The organism is Lysinibacillus sp. RS11 (assembly GCF_042019215.1).
GTDB lineage: Bacteria > Bacillota > Bacilli > Bacillales_A > Planococcaceae > Lysinibacillus > Lysinibacillus xylanilyticus_A.
On record NZ_CP168124.1, the window covers coordinates 2,422,032 to 2,444,804 of the forward strand.

The following is a 22,773-nucleotide window of genomic DNA, read 5'->3' on the forward strand; positions in this document are numbered from 1 at the left end:
CTTGCTAATGTACACGGTAAAATAAATGAATCTAGTAATAACTTATTAGATTCATTAGTGGTGCTATTAGTAGGGAGCGAGAACAAGGAATTAGAATAAAGGAGAAAGATATTATGACAGAATGTATAGATTGGAAAAACAATGCTCGAGGGCATAGATTTATAGCTTCTTTTAGCGGAGGGAAGGATAGTGTCTTAGCTCTATATAAAGCAGCGAAGGTTGGGGAAGCGATTGGACTGATCGTCATGCTGGAGGAAGAAGGGAAACGTTCTAGATCTCATGGAATGCCTCCAGAGCTTATATGTGCCCAAGCAAAGTCTATCGGGTTGCCTGTTTATACTGCCGCTTCAAGCTGGACTGATTATGAAAAAGAATTTATGCGCCTTTTAGAAAATGCTAAAAATCAAGGTGCAGAGGTGTTAGTAACTGGCGACTTAGATATGCCTGCACATGGCTGTTGGCATGAAAAGGTTACAAACAATGCTGGATTAAAGCTTGGCATGCCTTTATGGGAAATGAACCATCGGGAAGCTGTTGAAGAATTCATAAATTTAGGATTTGTAACGATCCTTGTAACGGTAAATTTATCATTGGGAATGCGAGAGGAAGATTTAGGGCGGACGTTAACCCATGAATACGTGAAGGAGCTTGAAGCTCGTGGTATTGACCCTTGCGGAGAAGGCGGAGAGTTCCATACTACCGTATTAAATGGGCCAATTTTTAAAAATCCGATTCCAGTTCGTAAAGGGGATATTATTAAAGACGGGGAATATGCTTTTTTGCCTTTAGAGCTAGTTTAGAACGAAGGAAGAGCGAGAGGATGAACTAAACCCTTTTGCTTCAGCTCATATATTAGCTTTTTAAGGTGAAATGGCAAAATAGGCCGCTTCACGAAATAAGTTGTCAAAAAGGCGATTTACTAAGCCCATCAATATTGTAGCCTTTGAAGTATTTTTCTTCTTTCGCAAGTTATTTCTTTCCTTTTCTCCTTAAAATAATTTATAGTCAATGTAGTCGGATATTTAGGAGGAAATTATGGGAAGATTAGTTCATTTTGAAATTCATGTAAGTGACATGGAACGCGCAAAAGCATTTTATGGAGAGGTTTTCGGATGGACCTTTCAAGATTGGAGTGATTATGCCGGAATGCCTTACTTTGGTGCAGTGACTGGTAATGACGATGAACTTGGAATCAATGGTGCTTTAATGCAACGTCAAAGTTCTCCTCCTGAAACAAATCAAGCTTTGAATGGATTTGCTTGTACCATGGGTGTGGAAAATTACGATAGTACGGAAGCTAAAATTATCGAGAATGGCGGCACGGTCGCAATGCCAAAGTATGCACTACCTGGAATGGCGTGGCAAGGATACTATCATGATACCGAAGGCAATATTTTTGGCATTCATCAACCTGATGTAAATGCAAAATAGAATCTTTGAACTACACTCACCTCTATGAGTGGGAGTAGTTCAAGGATTTAGGACTGAAAACCCAAATTAACACAACAAAACGAATAGTATTATTCTTTAAAATACATACTACCAATCAGCATGCTAAAAGTATTTGATTATCTGGGCTGAATAGTCGTGCCAATGTTAGTTGTAGAAGGTAGTAGCTTATACAATCATGTAAAGGGTGAGGGGAAGCCCATTGTCTTTATTCATCCTCCATGACTGACATGCACAACTTTTGTTTATCAAGTTGAACAATTATCTAAAAAATATAAAGTGATCACCTTTGATATTGAAAAGCTACCTTACTCTGTAAAATTAAAGACAAGTGAATGTATTACAAAACAGTAGTATCAAGGGGTTGTCTTTAATGTCACACATTATATTAAATAATTTTAGTACATCACTCATAAAAAGTGGTGTACTTTTTTGTTTATTAGACCTCTAAATGAACTCATTTGCTACCACATTTCCCTAACAGTACCACTTATGGTATATTAACTTCAACGATTTATTACGTCATGGTGTAGCAATCATTCAGTCGGCAGAGGTGAACAGAATGAAGAATAGCAGGCGAAAAAACTGGGGGACTTTGCAGTATCACATCTCAATGAAGGATCAGGAATACTACCGCCGCAATAACTTGATCACTTCGTGGATGTCCGTATACGATGTACGCACTGCCAAAGGGATATACCGGCTCGATTTGGAAGACTATGCGCGTGAAGTGGTTGTGGCGAATTACTTGCTAGACTGCAACCGGGAGCGCAATGCGGAGAAGGTACGCAAATGGCAGACAGCTAAACAAGCGTTCCGTACGTCGGATCGGGTGACGTTCGGTACGAAGCGGAGGCTCGTTGTTTTCGAACAGCAGCCCCCTTGTATGACAATTGGACATAAGCGGCTGGAACTATCGTCCGTTCGTCGGATTGTCGTCGATCAGCAAGCGATAGCGCGCTTAGATTTAAAGCAAAATCTCAATTTTCCCTGTCCATTTTCTTGACATAGTATCACTTAACTTCATGGGTATGGGGTAGCACCACATCGCCATCAAGCTAAAGAATCAAAATCCCCACATAACGAAAATTTTATTCATTATTGACTACTGATAATGAGATTTATGTAAATTAAACGAAAAGGTTCGGAAAAATTCCGTGCCTTTTTATTATTTCTTCCTCTAGTTGTCATTTAATCCTTGACTTAGAGTTAAGTCTAAGTAGTAGCATGTAAAGAAAGGAGGAAATGAAAATGTATAGTATATCAGAAGCGGCTATAAAAATAGGATTCACGGCTCATACTTTGCGCTATTATGAAAAGATTGGTCTACTGTCTTCTCCATTAAGAAAAGGTGGGAAAAGAAGATATACAGAAGGTGAAATTAGATTACTTAAATTCATGAAAATGTTAAAGCAAACAGGGATGTCTTTAGAAGATATCCAAGAATTTTTAAAGGATGGTTGTCTTCTAGAAAATATTGATTCTAATGACATCCAGTTAAAAAAGATTCAAATCCGAGTAGATATTTTAAAGAAACACCTACTCCTTTTAGAAGAGCAGAGACAAGAGATTGAAACGGTTATGAATGTGGCGAAGGTGAAATTAGAGACATATGAAACGATGATTGGAGACTTAAAAGGTGAAGAGTAAGATATATCTTATGTTAATAGGCTTTGCTGTATTTACAGGGGCTACTTTCAACCTGGCTAAGTATTCTGTTCACTATTTCTCAGCTGCAAGTGCTGCAGCATGGCGATTTGGTATAGCTGCATTGGTTTTGGTACTTATCTTGGGATTTCAAAAACAAATAAAGATAAGAATCATTAAGACTCATTGGAAAATGTATATCTTACTTGGTATTATAGGCATCTTTGGATTCAACGCTTTTTTCTTTTTAGGGATGAAGTATACTTCACCTTTAAATGGGGCATTGATTATGGGAACTAATCCTTTAGTAACTGCACTTTTTTCATATTTTATTTTAAAAAATTCGATTACAAAACAGCAAATGCTTGGCATGGCTTTTGCTTTAGTAGGTGTTATATTAGTGCTTACTCAAGGTTCATTAGAAATTATTCGAACTTTATTTATTTCTAAAGGTGATTTACTTATCTTAGCAGGGAATATATGTTGGGCTTTATACGGTGTATTAGGAAGAAAATATTTAAATGGTAGTTCTTCAATGGAGACAACCACGTATACGATGGTAATTGGGGCTCTTTGCCTTACGATACTAGCGGTCTTTTTACCAAGTCCTCACCCTTTATCTTACGTTACGTTCTCAGCTTGGGGTGCTATTTTATTCATGGCTCTATTTACGAGCGTTTTAGGCTACCTTTGGTGGAATAAAGGTATGGCTACTATTGGTGCAAGTAACACGTCTTTATTTTTTAACTTAGTTCCAGTAGTCACGATGATTCTTTCTATCATAACTGGTGCTACTATTTCATTACCTCAAATAGTAGGTACATGTTTAGTTATTTTAGGAGTTCTAACAGCTTCTGGATTCTTACGTTTTGATGTTAGTCTAAATAATGGACACAGAGAATTGGGAGTTTATAAAGTATAATAATCTTAACAATTTACGAGGAGTGTCTAAGATGACAAAACGAAAAAGTTATGACAAAGAATTTAAATTAGAGGCAGTACAATTAGTTGAAAGTGGCAAGAGGGTTGCCGAGGTTGCACGTGAGCTGGATCTTGCAGAACAGACATTACACAATTGGGTAAAGAAATTTAGTAAAGATGGCGAAGCTGCATTTGTTGGTAGTGGGAATTTAAAGCCTGAGGATAAGGAAAATAAAGAATTAGAAAAAAGAATACGTGACCTAGAAGAGGAAAATGCCATCTTAAAAAAGGCTATGGGCATCTTTGCAAAAGACCGGAAGTAGTTTACAACTTTATTCAACAGCACCGACATGAATTCCGTGTGGCAAAGATGTGCGAAGTATTAGGTGTTTCAAGAAGTGGTTACTACGAGTGGCTGAACCGATCAAAGAGTAATCAAAAAGAACGGAAAGAAAAGTTAACAAGCCAAATAAAACGAGTGTATTTGGACTCAAGAAGAAATTATGGTAGTCCGAAAATCACAAAACAATTGAATTCAGAAGGAGTCTCTGTATCGCAAAAAACAGTATCGCGAATTATGAAAGAAGAAGGCATTCGCTCAAAAACAGTGAAAAAATACAAAGCGACGACGAATTCAAAACATAATCTACCGGTATATCCAAATCTATTAGACCAACAATTTAAAGTAGAACGCCCTGGACAAGCGTGGGTAGCTGACATTACGTATATATGGACCAGTGAAGGTTGGCTCTATCTAGCAACGATTATGGAGTTGTTTTCAAGACGAATCATCGGTTGGGCAATGGATGAGAGAATGACAAAGGAATTAGTGATCCTCGCCTTAAAACGAGCAATCAGAACTCAGACTCCAACGCCTGAGCTCATTCATCATTCAGATCGTGGGAGCCAGTATGCGTCGAAGGAATACCAACAAGTATTACGAACTAACAAAATGATTACAAGTATGAGCAGAAAAGGAAACTGTTACGATAATGCATGTATCGAGTCATTTCATAGCGTCATCAAAAGAGAGTTAGTTTTTCATGAAAAGTATAAAACGAGAGATCAAGCCAAGAAAAGTATCATTGAATACATCGTTAGTTTTTATAACTACAAGCGTATCCATTCTTTTACAAATTATATGTCGCCCATTGCATACGAAAAGCAATATTTCAAAACTTCACAGAAAACTAAGGTCATATAATTAAACCCCTTTAACCTTACAAATAATTTAAGGGTTACGCCCCTTAAATTGTTTGTGAGGCGAGCAAGCGATAGCGCGCTTAGATTTAAAGCAAAATCTCAATTTTCCCTGTCCATTTTCTTGACATAGTATCATTTGAAAAGAAAACAAAAGTTTCAGCTTCATTATAAGAATAAATTTAGATAAAGACTATATATGGGTAGCACCACATCACTATCAGGCTAAGGTTTTACACTACCCATAAAGCAAAAAAGACGTTATCCTTTCTGTAGAATCATAAGAAAGGAGGGCGTTTTTTATGGATCTTTCGATTCTTGACGAACTTCAACCGATTGCTGAAGAATTACAACGACAGTACCAACAAAACGCGAATTTCGTACGCTAAGGTACAATCGATCTTGATTCCTAAAAACACAATAGGAAGAAATTTATCAGAAATATTTTTAGTTTATTTAAAACAGAGAAACACCATAGTAAATGTTTCTTGTCCATTTAAGAAATCCACTCCTACACGTCCTTTTTCACTTTATGTTTTTCTCTTAATTGTCTCCTTTAACACCATTATTATGTGTTTGTGTCCCACACGGTTTTTCACGGCTAATCATTTGTGACGAAGCTAACATGATGGCGATTTACCAATTCCTTGAGGGAAATAAATAAACATAGAGCTAGATTCAGAAAACTCATTTTCAATGATAACTTGCAAATGAGTTTTATGTACTCTTGAATGTTTCCAGGTCAACTTTGTTTAATATAATAACGACAACCTTTAGATAAAAACGATCTTCGCTATAGCTTTACCTTACCGTATAATAATCGTGTGCACTTTCATGAAGAATGGATGAAAGGACTCGGTCAAAAGCTGAGATAGGGGACAAGACAAATTAATGGGGGCAGCATCATTATATGAAGCTCCAAATCTAAAATGGATTGAAGGAGATTAGAAACCAAATAGTTCAAACTAGGAAACGCACTAAGAAAATGTTTAAAAAAAAGTCGAATTCCTGTACGAAAAGGAACCGACTTTGTTAGATGTATAGAAATTAAAAGAATCCACAGTCAAAAAAATTATGTATAACACATTGAAACAAATAATCTTTTGTGTTAAATTTAGATAGATAGACATTATATAAATGAAATTCAGCTGGATATCCCTATTTTAATTATATAATGAAATCTATCCTTTCGTCAACTCTTATATTTATTTTTTTAAGGAGTGGTTGCTATGAATTCGAAAATTGAGCAGGAGAAAACAGCAAACAGATTGGAGGACCTATGTAGTTTGCATCCAGAATTCTGAAGGACGTTGGATGGAGATAACAAATTAGAGAGACTTCACAAAGAAGTAATTGTGATGAAAAACATAGAAATTATATAGAAAGTAGGAATGATTTTATTGTCGGAGAAAACCCATTCTTTAGAGAAAAAAGCGCCATACGGCATGATTGCCATTTTATTTATTGGTGCCTTTGTTGCTATTTTAAATGAAACATTACTAAACATTGCCCTTCCATCTATTATGGAAGAATTCGAAGTGAAAGCCACGGCAGTGCAATGGCTCTCAACGGGCTATATGCTAATTAACGGTATTTTGATACCCGCGAGTGCGTTCTTTATTCAGCGCTTTTCTGATAAAAAGTTATTTATAACAGCCATGTCATTGTTTACTTTAGGAACGTTCCTAGCTAGTATCGCACCTGCGTTTGGTGTGTTATTAGGGGCTCGAATGATTCAAGCTGCAGGATCCGCCATTATGATGCCGTTATTAATGAATGTCATGCTTACTGCTTTTCCAGTCGAAAAAAGAGGGGCAGCGATGGGGATGTTTGGACTTGTTATGATTACAGCTCCAGCGATTGGTCCGACTCTTTCAGGATGGTTGATTGAGCATTACAATTGGAGAATGTTATTTGATCTTGTTCTGCCAATTGCCATTTTAACCTTAATTTTTGCAGCCTTTAAATTAAAAGATATAACACCACAACGTGCTATTAAACTTGATGTTTTTTCTCTTGTTTTATCTAGCATAGGATTTGGTGGCTTGCTTTATGGCTTTAGTTCCGCGGGGGAAAAAGGATGGGATAGTCCACTTGTTTACGGCACGATTATTATTGGTACACTTGCTTTAATTACCTTTACACTTCGTCAACTTCGATTGGATGAGCCTATGCTTGAGTTTCGTATCTTTAAATATCCAATGTTTGCCTTATCTTCGGCCATTTCAATTGTCATTGCTGTCGCAATGTTCTCGGCCATGATCTTGATGCCCATTTATGTACAAACAATTCGTGGGATTTCACCAATGGATTCTGGCCTACTAATGCTTCCTGGAGCTATTGTTATGGGGATTATGTCGCCAATTACAGGGAAACTCTTTGATAAGTATGGAGCAAGAATTTTGGCTGTGATCGGTTTGACCATTACCATTGTGACAACTTATTACTTTAGTAAAATTAGTATGGATACAGCTTATTCTACACTTGTTTTGCTGTATACTTTACGTATGTTTGGGATGTCAATGGTCATGATGCCAGTCATGACAAATGGTTTGAATCAATTGCCAGCGCATAATAATCCTCACGGAACAGCTATGAATAATACACTACAACAAGTATCTGGTGCAATTGGTTCCGCGGTGTTGATTACCGTAATGAACCATCAAACGACTGCAAAAGCAGAGGAACTAGCTGCTGACGCAATGGCAAACATGAGTGCAAATGCAGTTCAACCATCAGCACAGGCTGCAGCTGAAATGCAACAACACATCATGAATGAAGCGATGTTACATGGTATTAATTTTACCTTTTTCATTTCAACATTAATTGCAGTTATCGCCCTTATTCTTGCATTCTTTATTAAAAGAGTTAAACCTCCTCACGAGGTTAAGACGGATGGGGAACATTTAGAAACTGTTAATGAGCAATAATTAAGCTAGAAAACGGGTGATGCTTACCTCAAGCAACACCCGTTTTTATTTGTTTGAAATTGTGCGCAGACTATTTCTTTCATGGTTTATCGAACTGAAAATATAAAAATAATTCTGGAAATTAAATTGACAATGGAAACAAATTACAATATAATCTGATTGATTCGTCAATCATTTTCTGAAAGGAGTTTCTAAATGGAGCCTAAACTTACTATTGATGAAAAAAAGAAAATAAAAAGATCTACTATTCTAAACGCCGCAATCAAATTATATAGCGAGAATGGTTTTGCAGAGACAAAAGTTGCCGAAATAGCGAAGGAGGCAGGCGTTAGTTTTGGTACTGTATTTACGTACTTTGATTCAAAAGAAGCTCTTTATGAATCAGCGTTTTTAGAGCCATTGGAGGAAATCAAAACATATTTTATCGAGATAGAAAAACACTTTAAAGGTGAGCCTCTTGAAGTCGTGAAGGAAATGATAGATTGCCATGTACAACTGTTTTCAAAGAGAAATGAATACCTTCGTATAATTCAGCAGGTTCTTGCGAGACCTGATCGATTTCCAAAACTTTTTAATGAACTAAACGATTTCGTAAATGGCTTTATCGTCAGTATTCATCCAGTTATTGAAGTCGGGCAAAAGCTTGGTTACTTTTATGAAGAACCAACGTCATTAATTGCTAAGTCATACTTATCCATCTTAAATGGGATGCGCTTAACGTTTGTAGATGAATCTACAAGCTTGATATGGAAGGATATAACGCGACAAGCACTAAGATTATTTGGTCCTATCACTAATGAGGGGTGATTGATATGAATTTGAGAGAGATCCATCCAAATGTCAAACTTCGTCTAGCTATGCAATTTCTAGGCGGCCTTATTTCGATGGCTGTCATACCTTTTCTAGCAATCTATTTTTCTCAAAAAATCGGCGCTACAAAAACAGGTATTATTCTTATTATCATTGTGATAAGTGGGGTCATTGGTGGATTAATCGGAGGTCATGTCTCAGACAGAATAGGTCGAAAAAAAATAATGATTTATTCTGAACTGGGTCTATTGCTTTCATATCTGTTTATAGCATTTTGTAATTCCCCTTGGTTTGACTTACCATATTTATCTGCAGCATTTTTTATCATCAATATGTTCTGGGGTGGAATGTTTCAACCAGCAGCACAGGCCATGATTATTGATATTACTAATTCCGAATCGCGTAAGGTTGTATTTACAATTTGCTATTGGTTAGCTAATTTAGCAACTGCTATTGGAGGAATTATTGGCGCATTTCTTTTCAAAAATTACTTATTCGAATTATTTATTGGGATATCACTCATCTCTTTATTATCTGTATTAATAACCTTATTTTTTATTACGGAAACCTACACACCCGAACCTTCTTCTAAGACTTCAAATCAAACACAAAAATTTGCATTAAAAGCGATGTTTAAAAACTTTTCTACCGTGTTAAAAGATAAGCTGTTTATGCTGTATATTTTGGGAGCAATTTTTATTTTTTCTTTGGAACAGTCATTAACTAACTATATTGGGATTCGTCTCGAAAAAGATATACCTCATCAGTCAGCTTCATTGTTTGGAATAGATTTCATACTTGATGGCACAAAGATGCTAGGTTTTCTTCGAACGGAGAATACAATTCTTGTAGTCCTCCTATCCGGTGTCGTATTATTCGTATTTAAAAAGTGGCGTGATCGTTGGACTTTAGTTACAGGGATGTTAATATTTTCGATCTGTTTTAGTGTTTTTGCCTTTACAAATAGCGTGTTGATTCTTTTTATTGCTATGTTTATTGGAACAATTGGTGAACTGATGTATGTTCCTATTAAACAAGCGATGATAGGGGAAATTGCACCACCAAACGCTCGTAGCACCTATATGGCTTTTAATAGTATGACGATCTATGGAGCAATAGTTGTTTCTTCGCTGCTGATCATCGTTGGGGAGTGGATTCCTCCAGTATATATGGGAGGATTGCTTCTTGTACTAGGATTAACGGGTACATTTTTGTTCTACATAATAACAAAAACACTAGAATCTAAAATAAGTGAGGAAAATGAAAGGAAAATACCTGTTTAGAATGAAAGGATATCCTCCTCAGAAAACAAAAAAGTAAATTTTTGTTTTCTAGGGAAAATAATTATGAATGCAATCGAGTAGTTTTCATAGTCAATTGTCTCAGGCTTTAAGTGGGGCGAATTCTAACAGGGAAGCCAGAATAATAAATCATACGAAAGTGAGTTGCAAATAATAGTGGAGATAATGAGTAAGGTTCATGTTTGGATGGGAATTAGCAACGTAGATAACGATACTTTTAATGCGTATTTTGAAATCGATTATAGTGATCCAGACATGGATATTGATGATCCAAAATATAAAATATGTGAATTTTGTAGGGATATTAATGAAAAATTTTATGACGAGGATTGGATTGGTGTCTACTGGCAAGATAAATTAACAGACGTGGATGAATTTATTGAGGAACTATCAGTAGAGGGTGAGAAGATGGTTGAAATAAAAAAGATCTGTATTCACAAAGGAATAGAGAAAGTAAACACAATGTTTTATTATTTTGATCCGGAAATAGAAATTACTGATGTTAACAAGCTTTATAATGGACTGCATTATATCGGATTATTCGATACCGACTTTTAGTGCAGTAAGTGTGTTAAAAGAGGAGGAAATTCCTTAGTAATAGGTGGTGTTTCTGCTCAAGAAAAGGAGCTGTTTCTAAGTTGCTTGGGAATATCCTTCTGCTCAAATGGCAAGAGATACTCGACATTTATAAAAAAGTTTGATTAAAAATCCTGTGTTGATAAATGCAGGATTTTTTCTTGTACCACAAACTTGTGAGTTTTCCTCGCAAAACAGGCGGTTAATAAGTTAATTGAGACCACAATGAATATCTTTTCCTTCGAAACGTCTAAAATGTAAGAATTGTAAAAATATTCATAATATCTTATTATAGTACTGTAAATGCTTTCATTGATAAGTGAGGAGGATGACAGTGTTAAGAGCATTAAGAGTAGGTCTAGTTATTGAGCGAGCGAATCGGAAAAATTTAGTCGCACTATTAGCTGTTGTTATGATCGTTTTTGGCTTTATGTTTTATATAAATGCACAAGCCGTTGGTAATCAAATTGTCGAGAAAAAGGGTGATTATTATTCAGCACAAGCTATACTATCAAAGTTTCAAATTAAAGATGCCTCAGAAACAGGTGACGGAAGCGACTTATATAAAAATTTAGTTAAACAAAAAAGCACTATTGCTTTACAAATAGCATCATTAACGATGGACAAACAATCTATGTATTATGAGACTTCACTTAAACTTGCAGAATTAAGACAAGAAGCATTCGAATTAGAAGGATATGAAAATGTTGCAGAATTATTACCTTCTAAATTGCAAAATTCGATGGACTATCTTTATTTTAAGAGGATGGTTGATGAGGGAAAGGATACAATATCCAATTTATTTCAGTACATGCCGTTTTTATTATTTTTCTTTTTACACGTTGGAGCAGGCTGGTACATATTTATTAGCTTCCATACAAGTTCTATTTTGCTTGATGATTTTGAGCATTCTAGTATAATTCAGGGCTTTCCTGTCCGATTCGATCACTATATTTTATCTAAATGCATCATTGCTTTTTTAACCATAGTTACAAGTATTTTACTCATTTTTATTTGTGCAATTCCATTGTGGATCATAAATGGACTTGGAAACCCATCAGAGCCTGTTGGGATCTATGTAGGAAATGCCACATTAATATCTACGATTCAATATATTGCAATGAGCGTTGGTTATATGCTATTAATTTCAATTTTTGTAATGCTATTGTCGATTATTTTAAATGTGTTACTGAAAAATATGTATTTAACATTATTTGTACACTTTATTTTATTCTTTTTACCGATGATTTTTCCATCTCTTATTAGTTTATTACCCTATAATCCTTTTAATTTCATGAATTTCAATGATATTTTACTAGGCGTACCAGTAGATTTAGCGAAGCCTGTAGATATTACTATGAATTTAGGCTTAATCATTATATGTATAAGTATTATTTTAATGTTATTCGTTATTAAAACATTTTTCTCAACAGGAAAAATCAATAGGGCATAGGGGGTATTAAGCATGTGGAGTTATTTTAAATTTGAATTCAAGCAGTTTTTTACGAATAAGAAAAACGTAGCCATCTATTTTTTACTTGCTTTTGCAACCTTTTTTTATGTATTTAAAATAGCGCCAACTTACAATCCGATAGAAAGAGTTGACTATGATGAAATTGAGGCGCGCTATTTAACACGTCAGGAATTTTTAGATCATATGGAAGGACAAGATTTAAATAATGTACATCCTTCCGTTATTTATGCTATTGAAATATTTAAGGAAATTAACCCTATAGATAAAGGAAGATTAGATGCATTAGATGAGGGCAATTTTAAAAAATATGCAGATTTAACTAGCGATTGGTACTACTTTACGAATTCGATTACATATAGAAATGAGGTATTTTCATATAACTCAAAGTATTTTATAAAAAATAACAAGTATGCAGAAGATGATGCCTTTTACGCCTATTTAGAGCAGGCTGTCCGTTATGATGCTTATTCGAAAGCAGATTATGAGTTATCATTGGAAATTTTTGAACAACGTACAGCGCTTCAAACGTTCGAACGCCTATTAAAGGGTGTACTTCCTATTATTTTAATTGTCTGTGTCCTTCTTTTATCAATTGATATTGTTAAAAAAGATCAACGTCATCCATCTATTTTAAAGGGATTTCCGATTAGTGATTGGAAAAAGCTACTTGTGAAAATGTTCGTTGCACTACTAGGTAGCATGGTATTATTTGTACCGCTTATAGTTGGCGTCTTTATCATAGGCTTACAATCCGGTTTTGGGAATTTCAATTTACCATCTCCTGTGTATGCAGCTCATCTTGATTGGCGTGTGGACGGTAAATTTGAAATGATGACATTAGGTACGTTTTTAGGACAATCTTTCATTTTGCTTTTTACCTGGTTTATCGTCATGATCAACGTTGTGCTATTATGCAGTATTATCTTCCGCAACGAGATGGTAAATTTCGCTGTTGGCTTGCTCCTTATTTTCGGCGAGAATTTTTATTCCAGCCGTTACGTCGGCTATTTTTGGGACGTTCAAAACTATCCGACATCTTACATTCAAGTCGGACAAATTATTTCAAAAAGGCGAAATTTTTATTATATGAACGATCAGTTAGATTTTACTTTAGGATTACAGCTGTTACTTGGACTTGCAGGGGTGATCATTTTTTTAATGATACTGATTGCATTGAATAGGCGATATAAGCTAATTAAATAGGAGGCGTAAAGATGCTTGAAGTTCAAAATATAACCGTGCAATTTGGGGGAAATAAAGTGTTAAATGATATTTCAATGACATTTGAGCAAGGAGAAATGATCGGGCTTGTTGCACCAAATGGAACGGGAAAATCCACATTTATGAATGTATTAATGAATTATGTGAAACCTATGAAAGGAAAGGTAGTTTTCAAAGATGGTCTAAGCTACTCGAATAAATCAAATGAAGTGAAAATTCATCAATTCGTGTCGATGATGCCAGATCAAAGTGACTTGTATAATCACTTAAGTGGGCGCGAGCATTTAAAAATGTTTGCAACCATGTGGCAATCCGATATAAAACTGATTGATGAAACAATCGAAGCATTAAATATGGGGCATTATGTGAATAAAAAAACCGGCACGTATTCCCTTGGTATGCGCCAACGTTTATGCTTTGCAATGCAAATCGTCTCAAATACGGAAATTATGATGATGGACGAAGTAATGAACGGACTTGATCCAAATAATGTAGAAATAATTTCGAAAATATTAGTAAAGAAAAAGGAGGAAGGTAAGATTATTATTATTGCCTCCCATTTACTTGATAATTTAGAGAAATATGCAGACCGAATTTACTTATTTAATAATGGAAAGCTAGTTAATACCAATCAAGTAATAGAAGGATTTAGTCAATCGCATATTAAAACTATTCGAGTAAAAAACATGGAAGGTAATACTATAAAACAACTTCTCGAGCTATTTCCAAATCTAGAACTTCAAACACTTACAAATGGAATGACACTAATTCATTTACCAAGTTCTGAAGCAAGTTTATTAAGTTCGCTTACATCTTTTTTAGTTGAGAGAAATGTGGTGGATTTTGCATTTGGGAAAGTTACATTAAATGATTTGTATTCGATGTATTATCATGAAGATAGCATTGGAGACAGCCAGTTAAAAAAGAACAACCACTTTAATTATGAGGACTAAAAATCAGCTTAATATAGGGATTTAAAAAAAGAAAGTCCTAACTTTTACGCCCTTGTATTTGGACAATAAAATTAGGCCTTTCTTTACTTCGAGACATTAAAGTAGGGATATTTGAAATTGAAATCTGTAGATTCTTGTCCATATACATTAAGATGGTTCAAGCAAAACTACAAGGATTAGGTTTTAAAATTCTCGCTCTTTTTATTGCGTACATTCCAGTTTAAGTTGTAATTATTCAAACTTGCTTTTCTCTGTTAGTGAAGCTGGTGCTAAAGCGAATGCATCTGTTTAAGTTTGGCTGAAACGGCAAAAGTAAACGAGATCAATAGTGAAACTTTGAAAATATTACCATATAACCTATAATTATTTACATAAACAAATTTCTAGTAAGGGCTTGTTTATAATAATTATTCGAGGTAACTAAATGAAAAGAAAATACAATCTCCTGTTTTCACCCTTGATAGTGGCGTTAGTTACTACATTCATTATTCAATTCATTGAAGAGAAGCCAGAATCGGAATTAATCGGATTCACAATGTTTGAAAATCTCATGTATCTGCATTCATTTTTTTAGGTCTCTATTTATTTACAATAATCGTTGCAGCACCTATTGATCTTTATTTAATGAATAGGTTAAAAAACAAAATACTATACTTTATCCTATTCAATAGCATCGGTTTAGTGTTGATCGTGTGTCTTAACGTGTGGGTATTGAAAAATAACGATCTAAAATCTTTGTTTTTAATTTTCCCATTATTTGCTATACTTTCATTATCAGTTGAAGTCTATTTCAAAAAATGATGTTGTGCTTTGAATTTATCATAAATCACAACATGAATATACTTTGTTGTGATGTTTGCAGTTTCATACTTTTCATCTCGTAAAACAATGGTTAATCATACTAGTATTTTATTAAACAAAAAGAAGGATTTTTAGAATTTGAGTAGAATATTTTATAGTATCCCAGGAAATGTTTGGAGGTAGCAATGATGTTACTTTATAATTGATCGATCATCTCCCTAAAAAATTATTAAATAATTTAGGAGTTGATATATGATGATTTATAAAAAATCTATAGATGGAATTTCTTCTGATATGTTGAATGGCTTTTTTGTTGATTGGCCAAATCCGCCAAATCCACAAACTCATTTAAAGTTGTTAAAAAACAGTAGTAAAGTGGTTATTGCTATAGATGATCACACTAATCAAGTAGTAGGATTTATAACAGCAATTAGCGATGGCGTTCTATCTGCCTACATTCCGTTCCTTGAAGTGTTGCCAGCGTATAAAAAGAAAGGTATTGGCAAGGAATTAGTAAAACAAATATTAAAAGAACTTGATGATATATATATGATTGATTTGTGTTGTGATGATGACTTAATTCCTTATTACGAGAATTTTGGCATGATAAAATCAAACGGAATGCTCGTAAGAAATTACGAAATGCAGTCGGGAATTTCAAATAAGTAGCGATCAGCAATAGCTCATTTAGCAACGAAAGAATAACGATTTAGACACCAAGGATTCTGCTTTGGTGTCTTTGTCATTTTATGATTTACATATAATTATCCACAATCTTGCTTTACAGAAATAAAATATTATTTGATAATAATTGCTTAACATAGATTTAACACAAACCTTTTTATAATAAGAAAATGAGGTGATGACGATATGAGAATTCTAGTTGTTGAAGATGAGATAGATTTACAGGAAGCTATCTCAGAGGGACTTAGAATTGAAGGGTATGCAGTTGATACATGTAGTAATGGAGAAGATGCTTATGAACTGGCGTACGTTGAAAACTATGACTTAATAATACTTGACTTAAATCTTCCGAAAATGGACGGATTAAAGGTTTTAGAAAAGATACGAGAAGAAAATAACGAATTAAAAGTCTTAATCCTTAGTGCAAGAAGTAGCGTAAACGACAAAGTTAAAGGCTTAGATATTGGTGCGAATGATTATTTAACTAAGCCATTTGAATTTGCAGAATTGGAAGCAAGAATAAGAAATTTATTAAGGCGAAAATTTGTGCAGGAAAATAGCCTTTTATCTTGCGGTAACATAAATGTTGATTTATCTAAACGCACCGCATTTGTGGATGAAAAAGAGCTGATACTCACAAAAAAAGAATTCGCATTGCTTGAATACTTTCTGCTAAATCAAGAAAAAGTAGTCAGTCAAGAAGAGTTGATTGAACACGTTTGGGATGGAAATGCCGATAGCTTTAGTGGTGCTATTCGCGTTCATATCGCTACATTACGAAAAAAAATGAAAGTTCTTTTAGATTATGATCCAATACGTACAAAGATTGGTGAAGGGTATTTTATAACTAAAAATGATGGTGACGCTTGATGTTCAAAAAAATGCCAATTCGGCTGCGATTTACTGTAATGATGATCATTTTATTAACGATTTGTTGTATAGGACTTACATTAATACTGAATTTTTCTGCTGGTATAATGGCTACAAGAATTGATGCAGCCACTTTACTACCTGCACAAGTGGTTGGTGAAGATAACAATAATATGGACAGTCTCCAAACGCCACCAGATGTCATGATGCTTACACCATCTGAAGAATCACAACAAGCAAGAACGGACTTTAAGATGAATAGTATTGTTTATCTGCTTATAGTTATAGTCGGTGGTGGCGTATTGACATACTATATATCGGGCAAAGTGTTAAAACCACTTGATATACTAAATAGTCAAATTAAAAATAGGACTGTACATAATTTATCGGAAACGATGGACATTCCTTCAACCAATGATGAAATAGCTGAACTAACACAGTCCTTTAATGAAATGACGAATAAGCTAAACGATACTTTTATGATGCAAAGTCGCTTTTCTGCAAATGCAGCTCATGAACTTCGAACGCCACTTGCGGTTTTAAAAACAAAGGTGGATGTATTTAAAAAGAAACATACACATTCTGCAGAAGAATATAATGCGCTGATTTATGTTTTTGAAAAGCAAATACAGCGACTTTCTGAGCTTGTTAGTAGCCTTTTGAATATGACAAATATGAATGATGAACTTGCGAATGAAACGATTTGCTTGAAGGATGTTTTAGAAGATATTGTTTCTGAGCTTTCTCATATTGCTGAAGAAAAAGATGTTACATTATATTTGGATTGCGATGAAAGCGTTGTTTACGGTAATACCGACTTACTATATCAAGCGCTTTATAATATTGTTGAAAATGGTATTAAATACAATATTGACGGTGGTATGGTAATCATTACTGTTAAAACGGATAAAAAGCAGGTAGTCGTTGAAATTAAAGATACGGGAATCGGGATCCCTGATGAGGAAAAAAAGAATATATTTGAGCCGTTTTATAGAGTGGATAAATCACGTTCTCGTGAAATGGGCGGTTCAGGATTAGGACTTTCTATTGTGCATAGTATTATACAAAAGCATAACGGAAACATCTTAATTACGGATCATGAAAACGGCGGTACTTGTTTCGAAATTACGCTTGGCAAAATAAAATAAGAAAAAGAAAAGGCTTTGAATGGCAGCTAAAACTGTTTATTTAAAGCCTTTTTTTGTGAATTTATAAAAACTATTCCTCTTAACATGGATTTAACATGAATTATTATAAACTGGTGATATCAAGTAGAAAGGTTGCAAGCTATGCCGATGAAGTCTGTGGTACAAACGATGGCAGACTTTCTCTTGTGAAGAAAATAGATGACTAAATCAGATAGGGGGATAGTAAAAATTACAGGTGAACCAACTCTAAGGTTACAATGAACATTTTAAGAGTAATTTCGAAAATCAGAACGGTTAACATAGTTACACATCTTGGGTAGTAACTAAAAACATTCTAGGAGGAATTTATGATGAAGAAAAAATTAACAATTACGACATTGGTGCTAGGATTATCGATTGTTACAGGATCTGCATATGCTGCTAGCAACAACGACATGTGGGCAACTACTAAATCCAGCGAACCTGTCAACTTAGAAGAGATGGCGAAAGAAAAAGGAATCACAGTAGACGAATTGATTGCTCAACTTGAAAAAGAAGGCAAACTAACAAAAGCGGCTAATGTAACTGAATCTACGAAAGCTGAAGGCACAATTGAGTCAGATACGGCCAGCAAAACTAGTGAAGTCACAAATTCTAGCGAACCTGTCAACTTAGAAGAGATGGCGAAAGAAAAAGGAATCACAGTAGACGAATTGATTGCTCAGCTTGAAAAAGAAGGCAAACTGACAAAAGCTGAAAAAGTAACAGAATCTATGCAAGCAGAAAAAAATAAGTAACATATAGAGAGTACCTGGAGCTGTCTCAAAAGTTACTTCTACTATGGAGAAACTTTCGAACAGCTCTGTTCACTTTGTTCAGCAATAAATGAAGGAAGGCCCAGTGAACAAACGGCAAGTAATTTGCAAAGTAATTCTTTGGGATTTCTTTACTAAAATTGGTAATTGCGATACCATATAAGCATGGAGATGTACGAAAGGAGCATGGACTTTAATGGGAGATATTCTTTAATGGCTTAGTAATTGTATGGAGTTATTGATTCCCCCTTCATTAAAAGAGGGGTAATTTTCCATTTTAATTTACACCATTTTAGGATTGCTGGGTTCATGTACTATAAACTCACCGAGCGAATGCCTATTAGGTATTCTTTCTTATTATCGAAATTTCCGATGGGACGACTCGGTGAACCTAGAGATGCTGCAAAGTTAGTCGTCTTTTTAGCAAGTAATGAATCTGAATGGATTACGGGACAAATTATTCATTCAGATGGAGGGTTCTGGTGATTTTAACGGCTTAAAACAGTTTCGGAATAGGGTACTATTCAGAAGTACTAATAAAAGTCCAATTTCCTTTAATATGGAGAAATTGGGCTTTTTATATTTATTTATGGTGCAAAATAATCCCTAAAGTGACAGTCTAAGGAATCGTGCTCCTAGGGATTTTCACTAAGAGGAATGTCTACAATTTAACCATCATGGTAAATAGAATACTCGAATGAGTAATGAAAATGAATAATTAATAATATCAATTCTCTAATTAACATTATTGATTTTTTTAATTAAAAAATTTAAATTTTATTATTTGTATTTTCTATTCCTTGTTGTATAATCAAGTTAACTAGAAGGAAGGGATTTCATTATGGCTTATCAAGTAATCACAAATTGTCCTGTTTGCAGTAAAACATTGAAAATCACAAAATTGCAGTGCTCTCATTGTCACACTACGATTGAAAATGAGTTTGAATTATCTAAACTGGCATCGTTATCAAAGGAACAGCTTCATTTTGTGGAAGTATTTTTAACATGCAGAGGGAATATTAAAGATGTTGAAAAGGAACTGGGAATCTCGTATCCAACGGTTCGAGGCAAGCTAACAGACATCATTTCATCTCTTGGATATGTGCAGAAGAAGAAAAATGAAGTAGACGAGAAAAAAGTTGTTACCATGTTGGAAAATGGCGAAATCACACCAGAAGAAGCCATTAAGCTCTTAAAAGAGGAATAGGGAGGAATTTATCATGAACGAGGAAATTACTAAAGTGTTAACCATGATACAAGATGGGAAGATTGATGCCGATCAGGGATCCGAACTGATTCAAGTGTTAAAAGAGAAAGAAGAGACAACTAACAAGCCCAAATATTTAGATAAAACATTAAAAATCCGTGTGGTATCAACCGAAAATGATAACGTCATGGTCAATTTGCCGATAAAACTTGTCAAGGCAGTATTAATGGCTGGACATAGCATCGCAGCGAGTATTCCTCAATCGGAAAAATACGTGAAAGATATTGACATAAACCTTCTTATTGAAGCAATCGAAAACGAATTAGATGGCCAAATTGTTGATATTAAATCAGCGAACGGGGATACCGTTTCGGTCATCATTGAGTAGTGATTTGCTTATGATGCATGTAAAAGTGAAAGCAAAAGACGTTCGGATTACCATCCCAATTCCATATGCTATTTTAAATATCGTGATTTCAATTTTGTCTTCAAAATTTATTCAGCAAAATGTAAACAAGTGGACGAAAGTGCACTTCGAAAGAAAAAAACTGGACTTTACCTTTCCGCTAATAGACAAAGAAACACTAAAGCCTATCGTCAAGGAACTTAAAAATTATAAGGGAATCGTGCTAGTAGATGTCAAAGCTAAGGACGGCACTGAGGTTAAGGTTAAACTATAATTTATAATAGAATACACCAACCACTGATGAAAAATAAATCACAAAGCGGCTGGGACATAACTGGTTAAATCCTTAAAAAGCGAGGGAAATCAATTTTAGAAACGTTGATTTCTCGCGCTTTTCTTATGTGAAATTTATTTCATTTTGCTTGGAAAATATACTTATGTCCCAGCCTGTTTTAGTCTTTTGCAAAAGAGCTACGTAATTCCCACAGCTATCTAATCATTAATTCATTGAGAACCTCATCAATATTTTTTCTCCTTTTGAGTTACTTTACATTAGGAACGTTTATTTTTTTAAGGCTTCCACAATTGTATAGGCAATACAAAGACAATTGATTGAAGCGTTATGAAATTGGATTAGTTAGGCATCATTGAAAAGGTAGCTTCTACTAAACTAATCGGCATTAAAGAAAAATTTATTTCCATTCAACTATTGCAAATAAAGGAATGGAAGCATAACATAAGCTTATAGTTATATACTAATTAAGTCATCTGTCTTTATCGGTGATTTTATTTTAGATACTATATAAGAGAATGATTATATAAGGAGAGCAGATAAATGGAAAACACACTAATTGAAAAACAATTAAAGGCGGCAGCTGACTTGAACCGCATTAAATTACTTGCATGTATGAAAAATGGGGAGGTATGTGTATGTGATTTTGTGGATGTTCTAGGGATTTCACAGCCAGCAGTTAGTCAGCATCTTCGAAAATTAAAGGAGGCAGGCATAATTACTGAGCGGAAGGTTGGTACATGGAAACATTATCGTTTAGTGGAGGATCAAACGCCACTTATGAAAGGTATTTTAGAACAAATTAAGCCTGTAACGGGATGCAATTGTAGCTCTGTTTGTACAAATATAGGGGAGGAAAATTAATGGGTAATGAATCTTTAACAAAACAGCTTTCCTTTTTAGATCGCTACCTTACTCTTTGGATTTTTGTTGCAATGGGTACTGGCGTTCTATTAAGTATCACAATGCCCAATATTGGTGAAGCATTAGAATCCATGTCGGTTGGTACAACATCGATACCTATTGCTATAGGGCTAATTGTGATGATGTATCCACCTTTGGCAAAAGTAAAGTATGAGGAAATGTGGCGTGTGTTCAAGGATTGGAAAGTTCTTGTACTGTCACTATTCCAAAACTGGTTACTTGGTCCATTTCTAATGTTCTTCTTAGCCATTATCTTCTTGCATGACTATCCAGAGTACATGGCTGGACTCATTATGATTGGCTTAGCTCGATGTATTGCAATGGTGATTGTTTGGAATGATCTAGCACGTGGTGACCGTGAATATGTAGCTGGTCTAGTCGCATTTAATTCTATCTTTCAAATCTTAACGTACTCAATTTTTGCTTACTTTTTCTTAAATGTATTACCTGGTTGGTTTGGCTTAGAGAATTTTAATGTATCGATTTCCATGTGGGAAATTACGAAAAGCGTCCTTATTTACTTAGGAATACCATTTGCTGCAGGGTTCCTCACTCGATCGATCGGTATTAAAACAAAAGGGAAACAGTGGTATGAGGAAAAGTTCTTACCGAAGATTTCACCACTCACACTAATTGCACTGCTGTTCACTATCGTGATGATGTTTGCATTAAAGGGTGAGAAATTAGTGGAATTACCACTTGATGTAGTTCGAATCGCAATTCCATTTTTTATTTACTTTGTTGTGATGTTCGCTGTTTCATTCTTTTCTTCTCGTAAAGTAGGAGCATCTTATCCTGTCACAGCAGCCCTTTCTTTTACAGCCGCTAGTAACAATTTTGAGTTAGCAATTGCTGTAGCTGTAGGTGTTTTTGGACTTCATAGTGGCGTAGCTTTTGCTGCTGTTATTGGTCCACTTGTCGAAGTACCAGTACTTATTGGACTTGTATGGGTTGCCTTACGCTGGGAGAAGAAATATTTTAAAACCACTAAATTATAGGGAGTACTTTTCATGATAAATACACTTTATTTCTTATGTACAGGGATTTCTTGCCGTCACTGATTGGGCAGTTAAAAGTGCTGGTATTGAAGCACATGGCGTAAATGTAAGTGCCACCAAATGCCATTCTAGAAATTGAGGCACTTAATCATCTTTTGGTATAATAA

General features: G+C 34.8%; 22 protein-coding genes and 1 pseudogene. All 23 read left to right on the plus strand.

Features of this window, described 5'->3' with window-relative positions:
- The first annotated feature begins 113 nt into the window (after positions 1–113).
- Positions 114–800 carry a diphthine--ammonia ligase gene (locus AB9L17_RS12365; RefSeq protein ID WP_068984251.1) on the plus strand — a complete coding sequence of 229 codons (687 nt, stop codon included), beginning with the start codon at positions 114–116 and terminating at the stop codon, positions 798–800.
- 235 nt (positions 801–1,035) lie between these two features.
- Positions 1,036–1,431 (plus strand): VOC family protein, encoded by a 396-nt coding sequence (locus AB9L17_RS12370; RefSeq protein ID WP_068984252.1) that lies wholly within the window; start codon positions 1,036–1,038, stop codon positions 1,429–1,431.
- A 580-nt stretch (positions 1,432–2,011) separates the two neighbouring features.
- The gene (locus AB9L17_RS12375; RefSeq protein ID WP_223556682.1) at positions 2,012–2,455 is read left to right on the plus strand and encodes a hypothetical protein; all 444 of its coding nucleotides are present in this window, start codon (positions 2,012–2,014) and stop codon (positions 2,453–2,455) included.
- Positions 2,456–2,694: 239 nt separating this feature from the next.
- Entirely contained in the window at positions 2,695–3,099 is a 405-nt protein-coding gene (locus AB9L17_RS12380; RefSeq protein WP_375200744.1) for a MerR family transcriptional regulator, read from the plus strand.
- A 10-nt stretch (positions 3,100–3,109) separates the two neighbouring features.
- Entirely contained in the window at positions 3,110–4,018 is a 909-nt protein-coding gene (locus tag AB9L17_RS12385) for a DMT family transporter (RefSeq protein ID WP_375200790.1), read from the plus strand.
- Between the two features lie 31 nt (positions 4,019–4,049).
- Positions 4,050–5,221 (plus strand): IS3 family transposase gene (locus AB9L17_RS12390; RefSeq protein ID WP_375199370.1). Its coding sequence is split into 2 segments (ribosomal slippage): positions 4,050–4,311 and positions 4,311–5,221, totalling 1,173 coding nucleotides; the frame shifts between segments, so codons are not numbered across the junction.
- A gap of 1,387 nt (positions 5,222–6,608) precedes the next feature.
- Positions 6,609–8,147: a DHA2 family efflux MFS transporter permease subunit gene (locus AB9L17_RS12395; RefSeq protein WP_375200745.1), complete on the plus strand. Its 1,539-nt coding sequence runs from the start codon at positions 6,609–6,611 to the stop codon at positions 8,145–8,147.
- 195 nt (positions 8,148–8,342) lie between these two features.
- Positions 8,343–8,954: a TetR/AcrR family transcriptional regulator gene (locus AB9L17_RS12400; RefSeq protein ID WP_375200746.1), complete on the plus strand. Its 612-nt coding sequence runs from the start codon at positions 8,343–8,345 to the stop codon at positions 8,952–8,954.
- A 5-nt stretch (positions 8,955–8,959) separates the two neighbouring features.
- Complete coding sequence (locus tag AB9L17_RS12405) at positions 8,960–10,240, plus strand: MFS transporter (RefSeq protein ID WP_068984257.1); 1,281 nt, start codon at positions 8,960–8,962, stop codon at positions 10,238–10,240.
- Between the two features lie 183 nt (positions 10,241–10,423).
- Positions 10,424–10,816, plus strand: coding sequence for an immunity 22 family protein (locus AB9L17_RS12410; protein ID WP_223554071.1), 393 nt, complete (start codon positions 10,424–10,426; stop codon positions 10,814–10,816).
- A 346-nt stretch (positions 10,817–11,162) separates the two neighbouring features.
- Entirely contained in the window at positions 11,163–12,287 is a 1,125-nt protein-coding gene (locus tag AB9L17_RS12415) for an ABC transporter (protein ID WP_223554075.1), read from the plus strand.
- 12 nt (positions 12,288–12,299) lie between these two features.
- The gene (locus AB9L17_RS12420) at positions 12,300–13,511 is read left to right on the plus strand and encodes an ABC transporter (protein WP_068984260.1); all 1,212 of its coding nucleotides are present in this window, start codon (positions 12,300–12,302) and stop codon (positions 13,509–13,511) included.
- Positions 13,512–13,522: 11 nt separating this feature from the next.
- Entirely contained in the window at positions 13,523–14,482 is a 960-nt protein-coding gene (locus AB9L17_RS12425; RefSeq protein ID WP_068984261.1) for an ABC transporter ATP-binding protein, read from the plus strand.
- Positions 14,483–15,538: 1,056 nt separating this feature from the next.
- Positions 15,539–15,952: a GNAT family N-acetyltransferase gene (locus tag AB9L17_RS12430; protein WP_068984480.1), complete on the plus strand. Its 414-nt coding sequence runs from the start codon at positions 15,539–15,541 to the stop codon at positions 15,950–15,952.
- Between the two features lie 201 nt (positions 15,953–16,153).
- Positions 16,154–16,837 carry a response regulator transcription factor gene (locus AB9L17_RS12435; protein ID WP_068984262.1) on the plus strand — a complete coding sequence of 228 codons (684 nt, stop codon included), beginning with the start codon at positions 16,154–16,156 and terminating at the stop codon, positions 16,835–16,837.
- Positions 16,837–17,985 carry a sensor histidine kinase gene (locus AB9L17_RS12440; RefSeq protein ID WP_068984263.1) on the plus strand — a complete coding sequence of 383 codons (1,149 nt, stop codon included), beginning with the start codon at positions 16,837–16,839 and terminating at the stop codon, positions 17,983–17,985. Before AB9L17_RS12435 ends, AB9L17_RS12440 begins: the two co-directional genes overlap by 1 nt.
- 347 nt (positions 17,986–18,332) lie before the next feature.
- Positions 18,333–18,761, plus strand: coding sequence for a hypothetical protein (locus AB9L17_RS12445; protein WP_375199175.1), 429 nt, complete (start codon positions 18,333–18,335; stop codon positions 18,759–18,761).
- A gap of 366 nt (positions 18,762–19,127) precedes the next feature.
- A pseudogene (locus tag AB9L17_RS12450) lies at positions 19,128–19,265 on the plus strand (SDR family oxidoreductase); the annotation flags it as partial.
- Between the two features lie 355 nt (positions 19,266–19,620).
- A complete protein-coding gene (locus AB9L17_RS12455) occupies positions 19,621–19,986 on the plus strand; it encodes a DUF2089 domain-containing protein (protein ID WP_068984265.1) in 366 nt (121 codons plus the stop codon).
- A gap of 13 nt (positions 19,987–19,999) precedes the next feature.
- Positions 20,000–20,374, plus strand: a complete 375-nt coding sequence (locus tag AB9L17_RS12460) for an SHOCT-like domain-containing protein (RefSeq protein WP_068984266.1) — start codon at positions 20,000–20,002, stop codon at positions 20,372–20,374.
- A 10-nt stretch (positions 20,375–20,384) separates the two neighbouring features.
- Positions 20,385–20,666 (plus strand): hypothetical protein, encoded by a 282-nt coding sequence (locus AB9L17_RS12465; RefSeq protein WP_375199176.1) that lies wholly within the window; start codon positions 20,385–20,387, stop codon positions 20,664–20,666.
- Positions 20,667–21,227: 561 nt separating this feature from the next.
- Positions 21,228–21,548: an ArsR/SmtB family transcription factor gene (locus AB9L17_RS12470; protein WP_068984268.1), complete on the plus strand. Its 321-nt coding sequence runs from the start codon at positions 21,228–21,230 to the stop codon at positions 21,546–21,548.
- Positions 21,548–22,606: an ACR3 family arsenite efflux transporter gene (gene arsB / locus AB9L17_RS12475; RefSeq protein WP_375199177.1), complete on the plus strand. Its 1,059-nt coding sequence runs from the start codon at positions 21,548–21,550 to the stop codon at positions 22,604–22,606. The genes AB9L17_RS12470 and arsB overlap by 1 nt, the downstream gene beginning before the upstream one ends.
- Positions 22,607–22,773 lie beyond the last annotated feature (167 nt).

Bases quoted from the DNA above. Each gene is read 5' to 3' on its own strand.
- AB9L17_RS12365 (WP_068984251.1), top strand. From the start codon at position 114: ATGACAGAATGTATAGATTGGAAAAACAATGCTCGAGGGCATAGATTT.
- AB9L17_RS12370 (WP_068984252.1), top strand. From the start codon at position 1,036: ATGGGAAGATTAGTTCATTTTGAAATTCATGTAAGTGACATGGAACGC.
- AB9L17_RS12375 (WP_223556682.1), top strand. From the start codon at position 2,012: ATGAAGAATAGCAGGCGAAAAAACTGGGGGACTTTGCAGTATCACATC.
- AB9L17_RS12380 (WP_375200744.1), top strand. From the start codon at position 2,695: ATGAAAATGTATAGTATATCAGAAGCGGCTATAAAAATAGGATTCACG.
- AB9L17_RS12385 (WP_375200790.1), top strand. From the start codon at position 3,110: ATGTTAATAGGCTTTGCTGTATTTACAGGGGCTACTTTCAACCTGGCT.
- AB9L17_RS12395 (WP_375200745.1), top strand. From the start codon at position 6,609: ATGATTTTATTGTCGGAGAAAACCCATTCTTTAGAGAAAAAAGCGCCA.
- AB9L17_RS12400 (WP_375200746.1), top strand. From the start codon at position 8,343: ATGGAGCCTAAACTTACTATTGATGAAAAAAAGAAAATAAAAAGATCT.
- AB9L17_RS12405 (WP_068984257.1), top strand. From the start codon at position 8,960: ATGAATTTGAGAGAGATCCATCCAAATGTCAAACTTCGTCTAGCTATG.
- AB9L17_RS12410 (WP_223554071.1), top strand. From the start codon at position 10,424: ATGAGTAAGGTTCATGTTTGGATGGGAATTAGCAACGTAGATAACGAT.
- AB9L17_RS12415 (WP_223554075.1), top strand. From the start codon at position 11,163: ATGACAGTGTTAAGAGCATTAAGAGTAGGTCTAGTTATTGAGCGAGCG.
- AB9L17_RS12420 (WP_068984260.1), top strand. From the start codon at position 12,300: ATGTGGAGTTATTTTAAATTTGAATTCAAGCAGTTTTTTACGAATAAG.
- AB9L17_RS12425 (WP_068984261.1), top strand. From the start codon at position 13,523: ATGCTTGAAGTTCAAAATATAACCGTGCAATTTGGGGGAAATAAAGTG.
- AB9L17_RS12430 (WP_068984480.1), top strand. From the start codon at position 15,539: ATGATTTATAAAAAATCTATAGATGGAATTTCTTCTGATATGTTGAAT.
- AB9L17_RS12435 (WP_068984262.1), top strand. From the start codon at position 16,154: ATGAGAATTCTAGTTGTTGAAGATGAGATAGATTTACAGGAAGCTATC.
- AB9L17_RS12440 (WP_068984263.1), top strand. From the start codon at position 16,837: ATGTTCAAAAAAATGCCAATTCGGCTGCGATTTACTGTAATGATGATC.
- AB9L17_RS12445 (WP_375199175.1), top strand. From the start codon at position 18,333: ATGATGAAGAAAAAATTAACAATTACGACATTGGTGCTAGGATTATCG.
- AB9L17_RS12455 (WP_068984265.1), top strand. From the start codon at position 19,621: ATGGCTTATCAAGTAATCACAAATTGTCCTGTTTGCAGTAAAACATTG.
- AB9L17_RS12460 (WP_068984266.1), top strand. From the start codon at position 20,000: ATGAACGAGGAAATTACTAAAGTGTTAACCATGATACAAGATGGGAAG.
- AB9L17_RS12465 (WP_375199176.1), top strand. From the start codon at position 20,385: ATGATGCATGTAAAAGTGAAAGCAAAAGACGTTCGGATTACCATCCCA.
- AB9L17_RS12470 (WP_068984268.1), top strand. From the start codon at position 21,228: ATGGAAAACACACTAATTGAAAAACAATTAAAGGCGGCAGCTGACTTG.
- arsB (WP_375199177.1), top strand. From the start codon at position 21,548: ATGGGTAATGAATCTTTAACAAAACAGCTTTCCTTTTTAGATCGCTAC.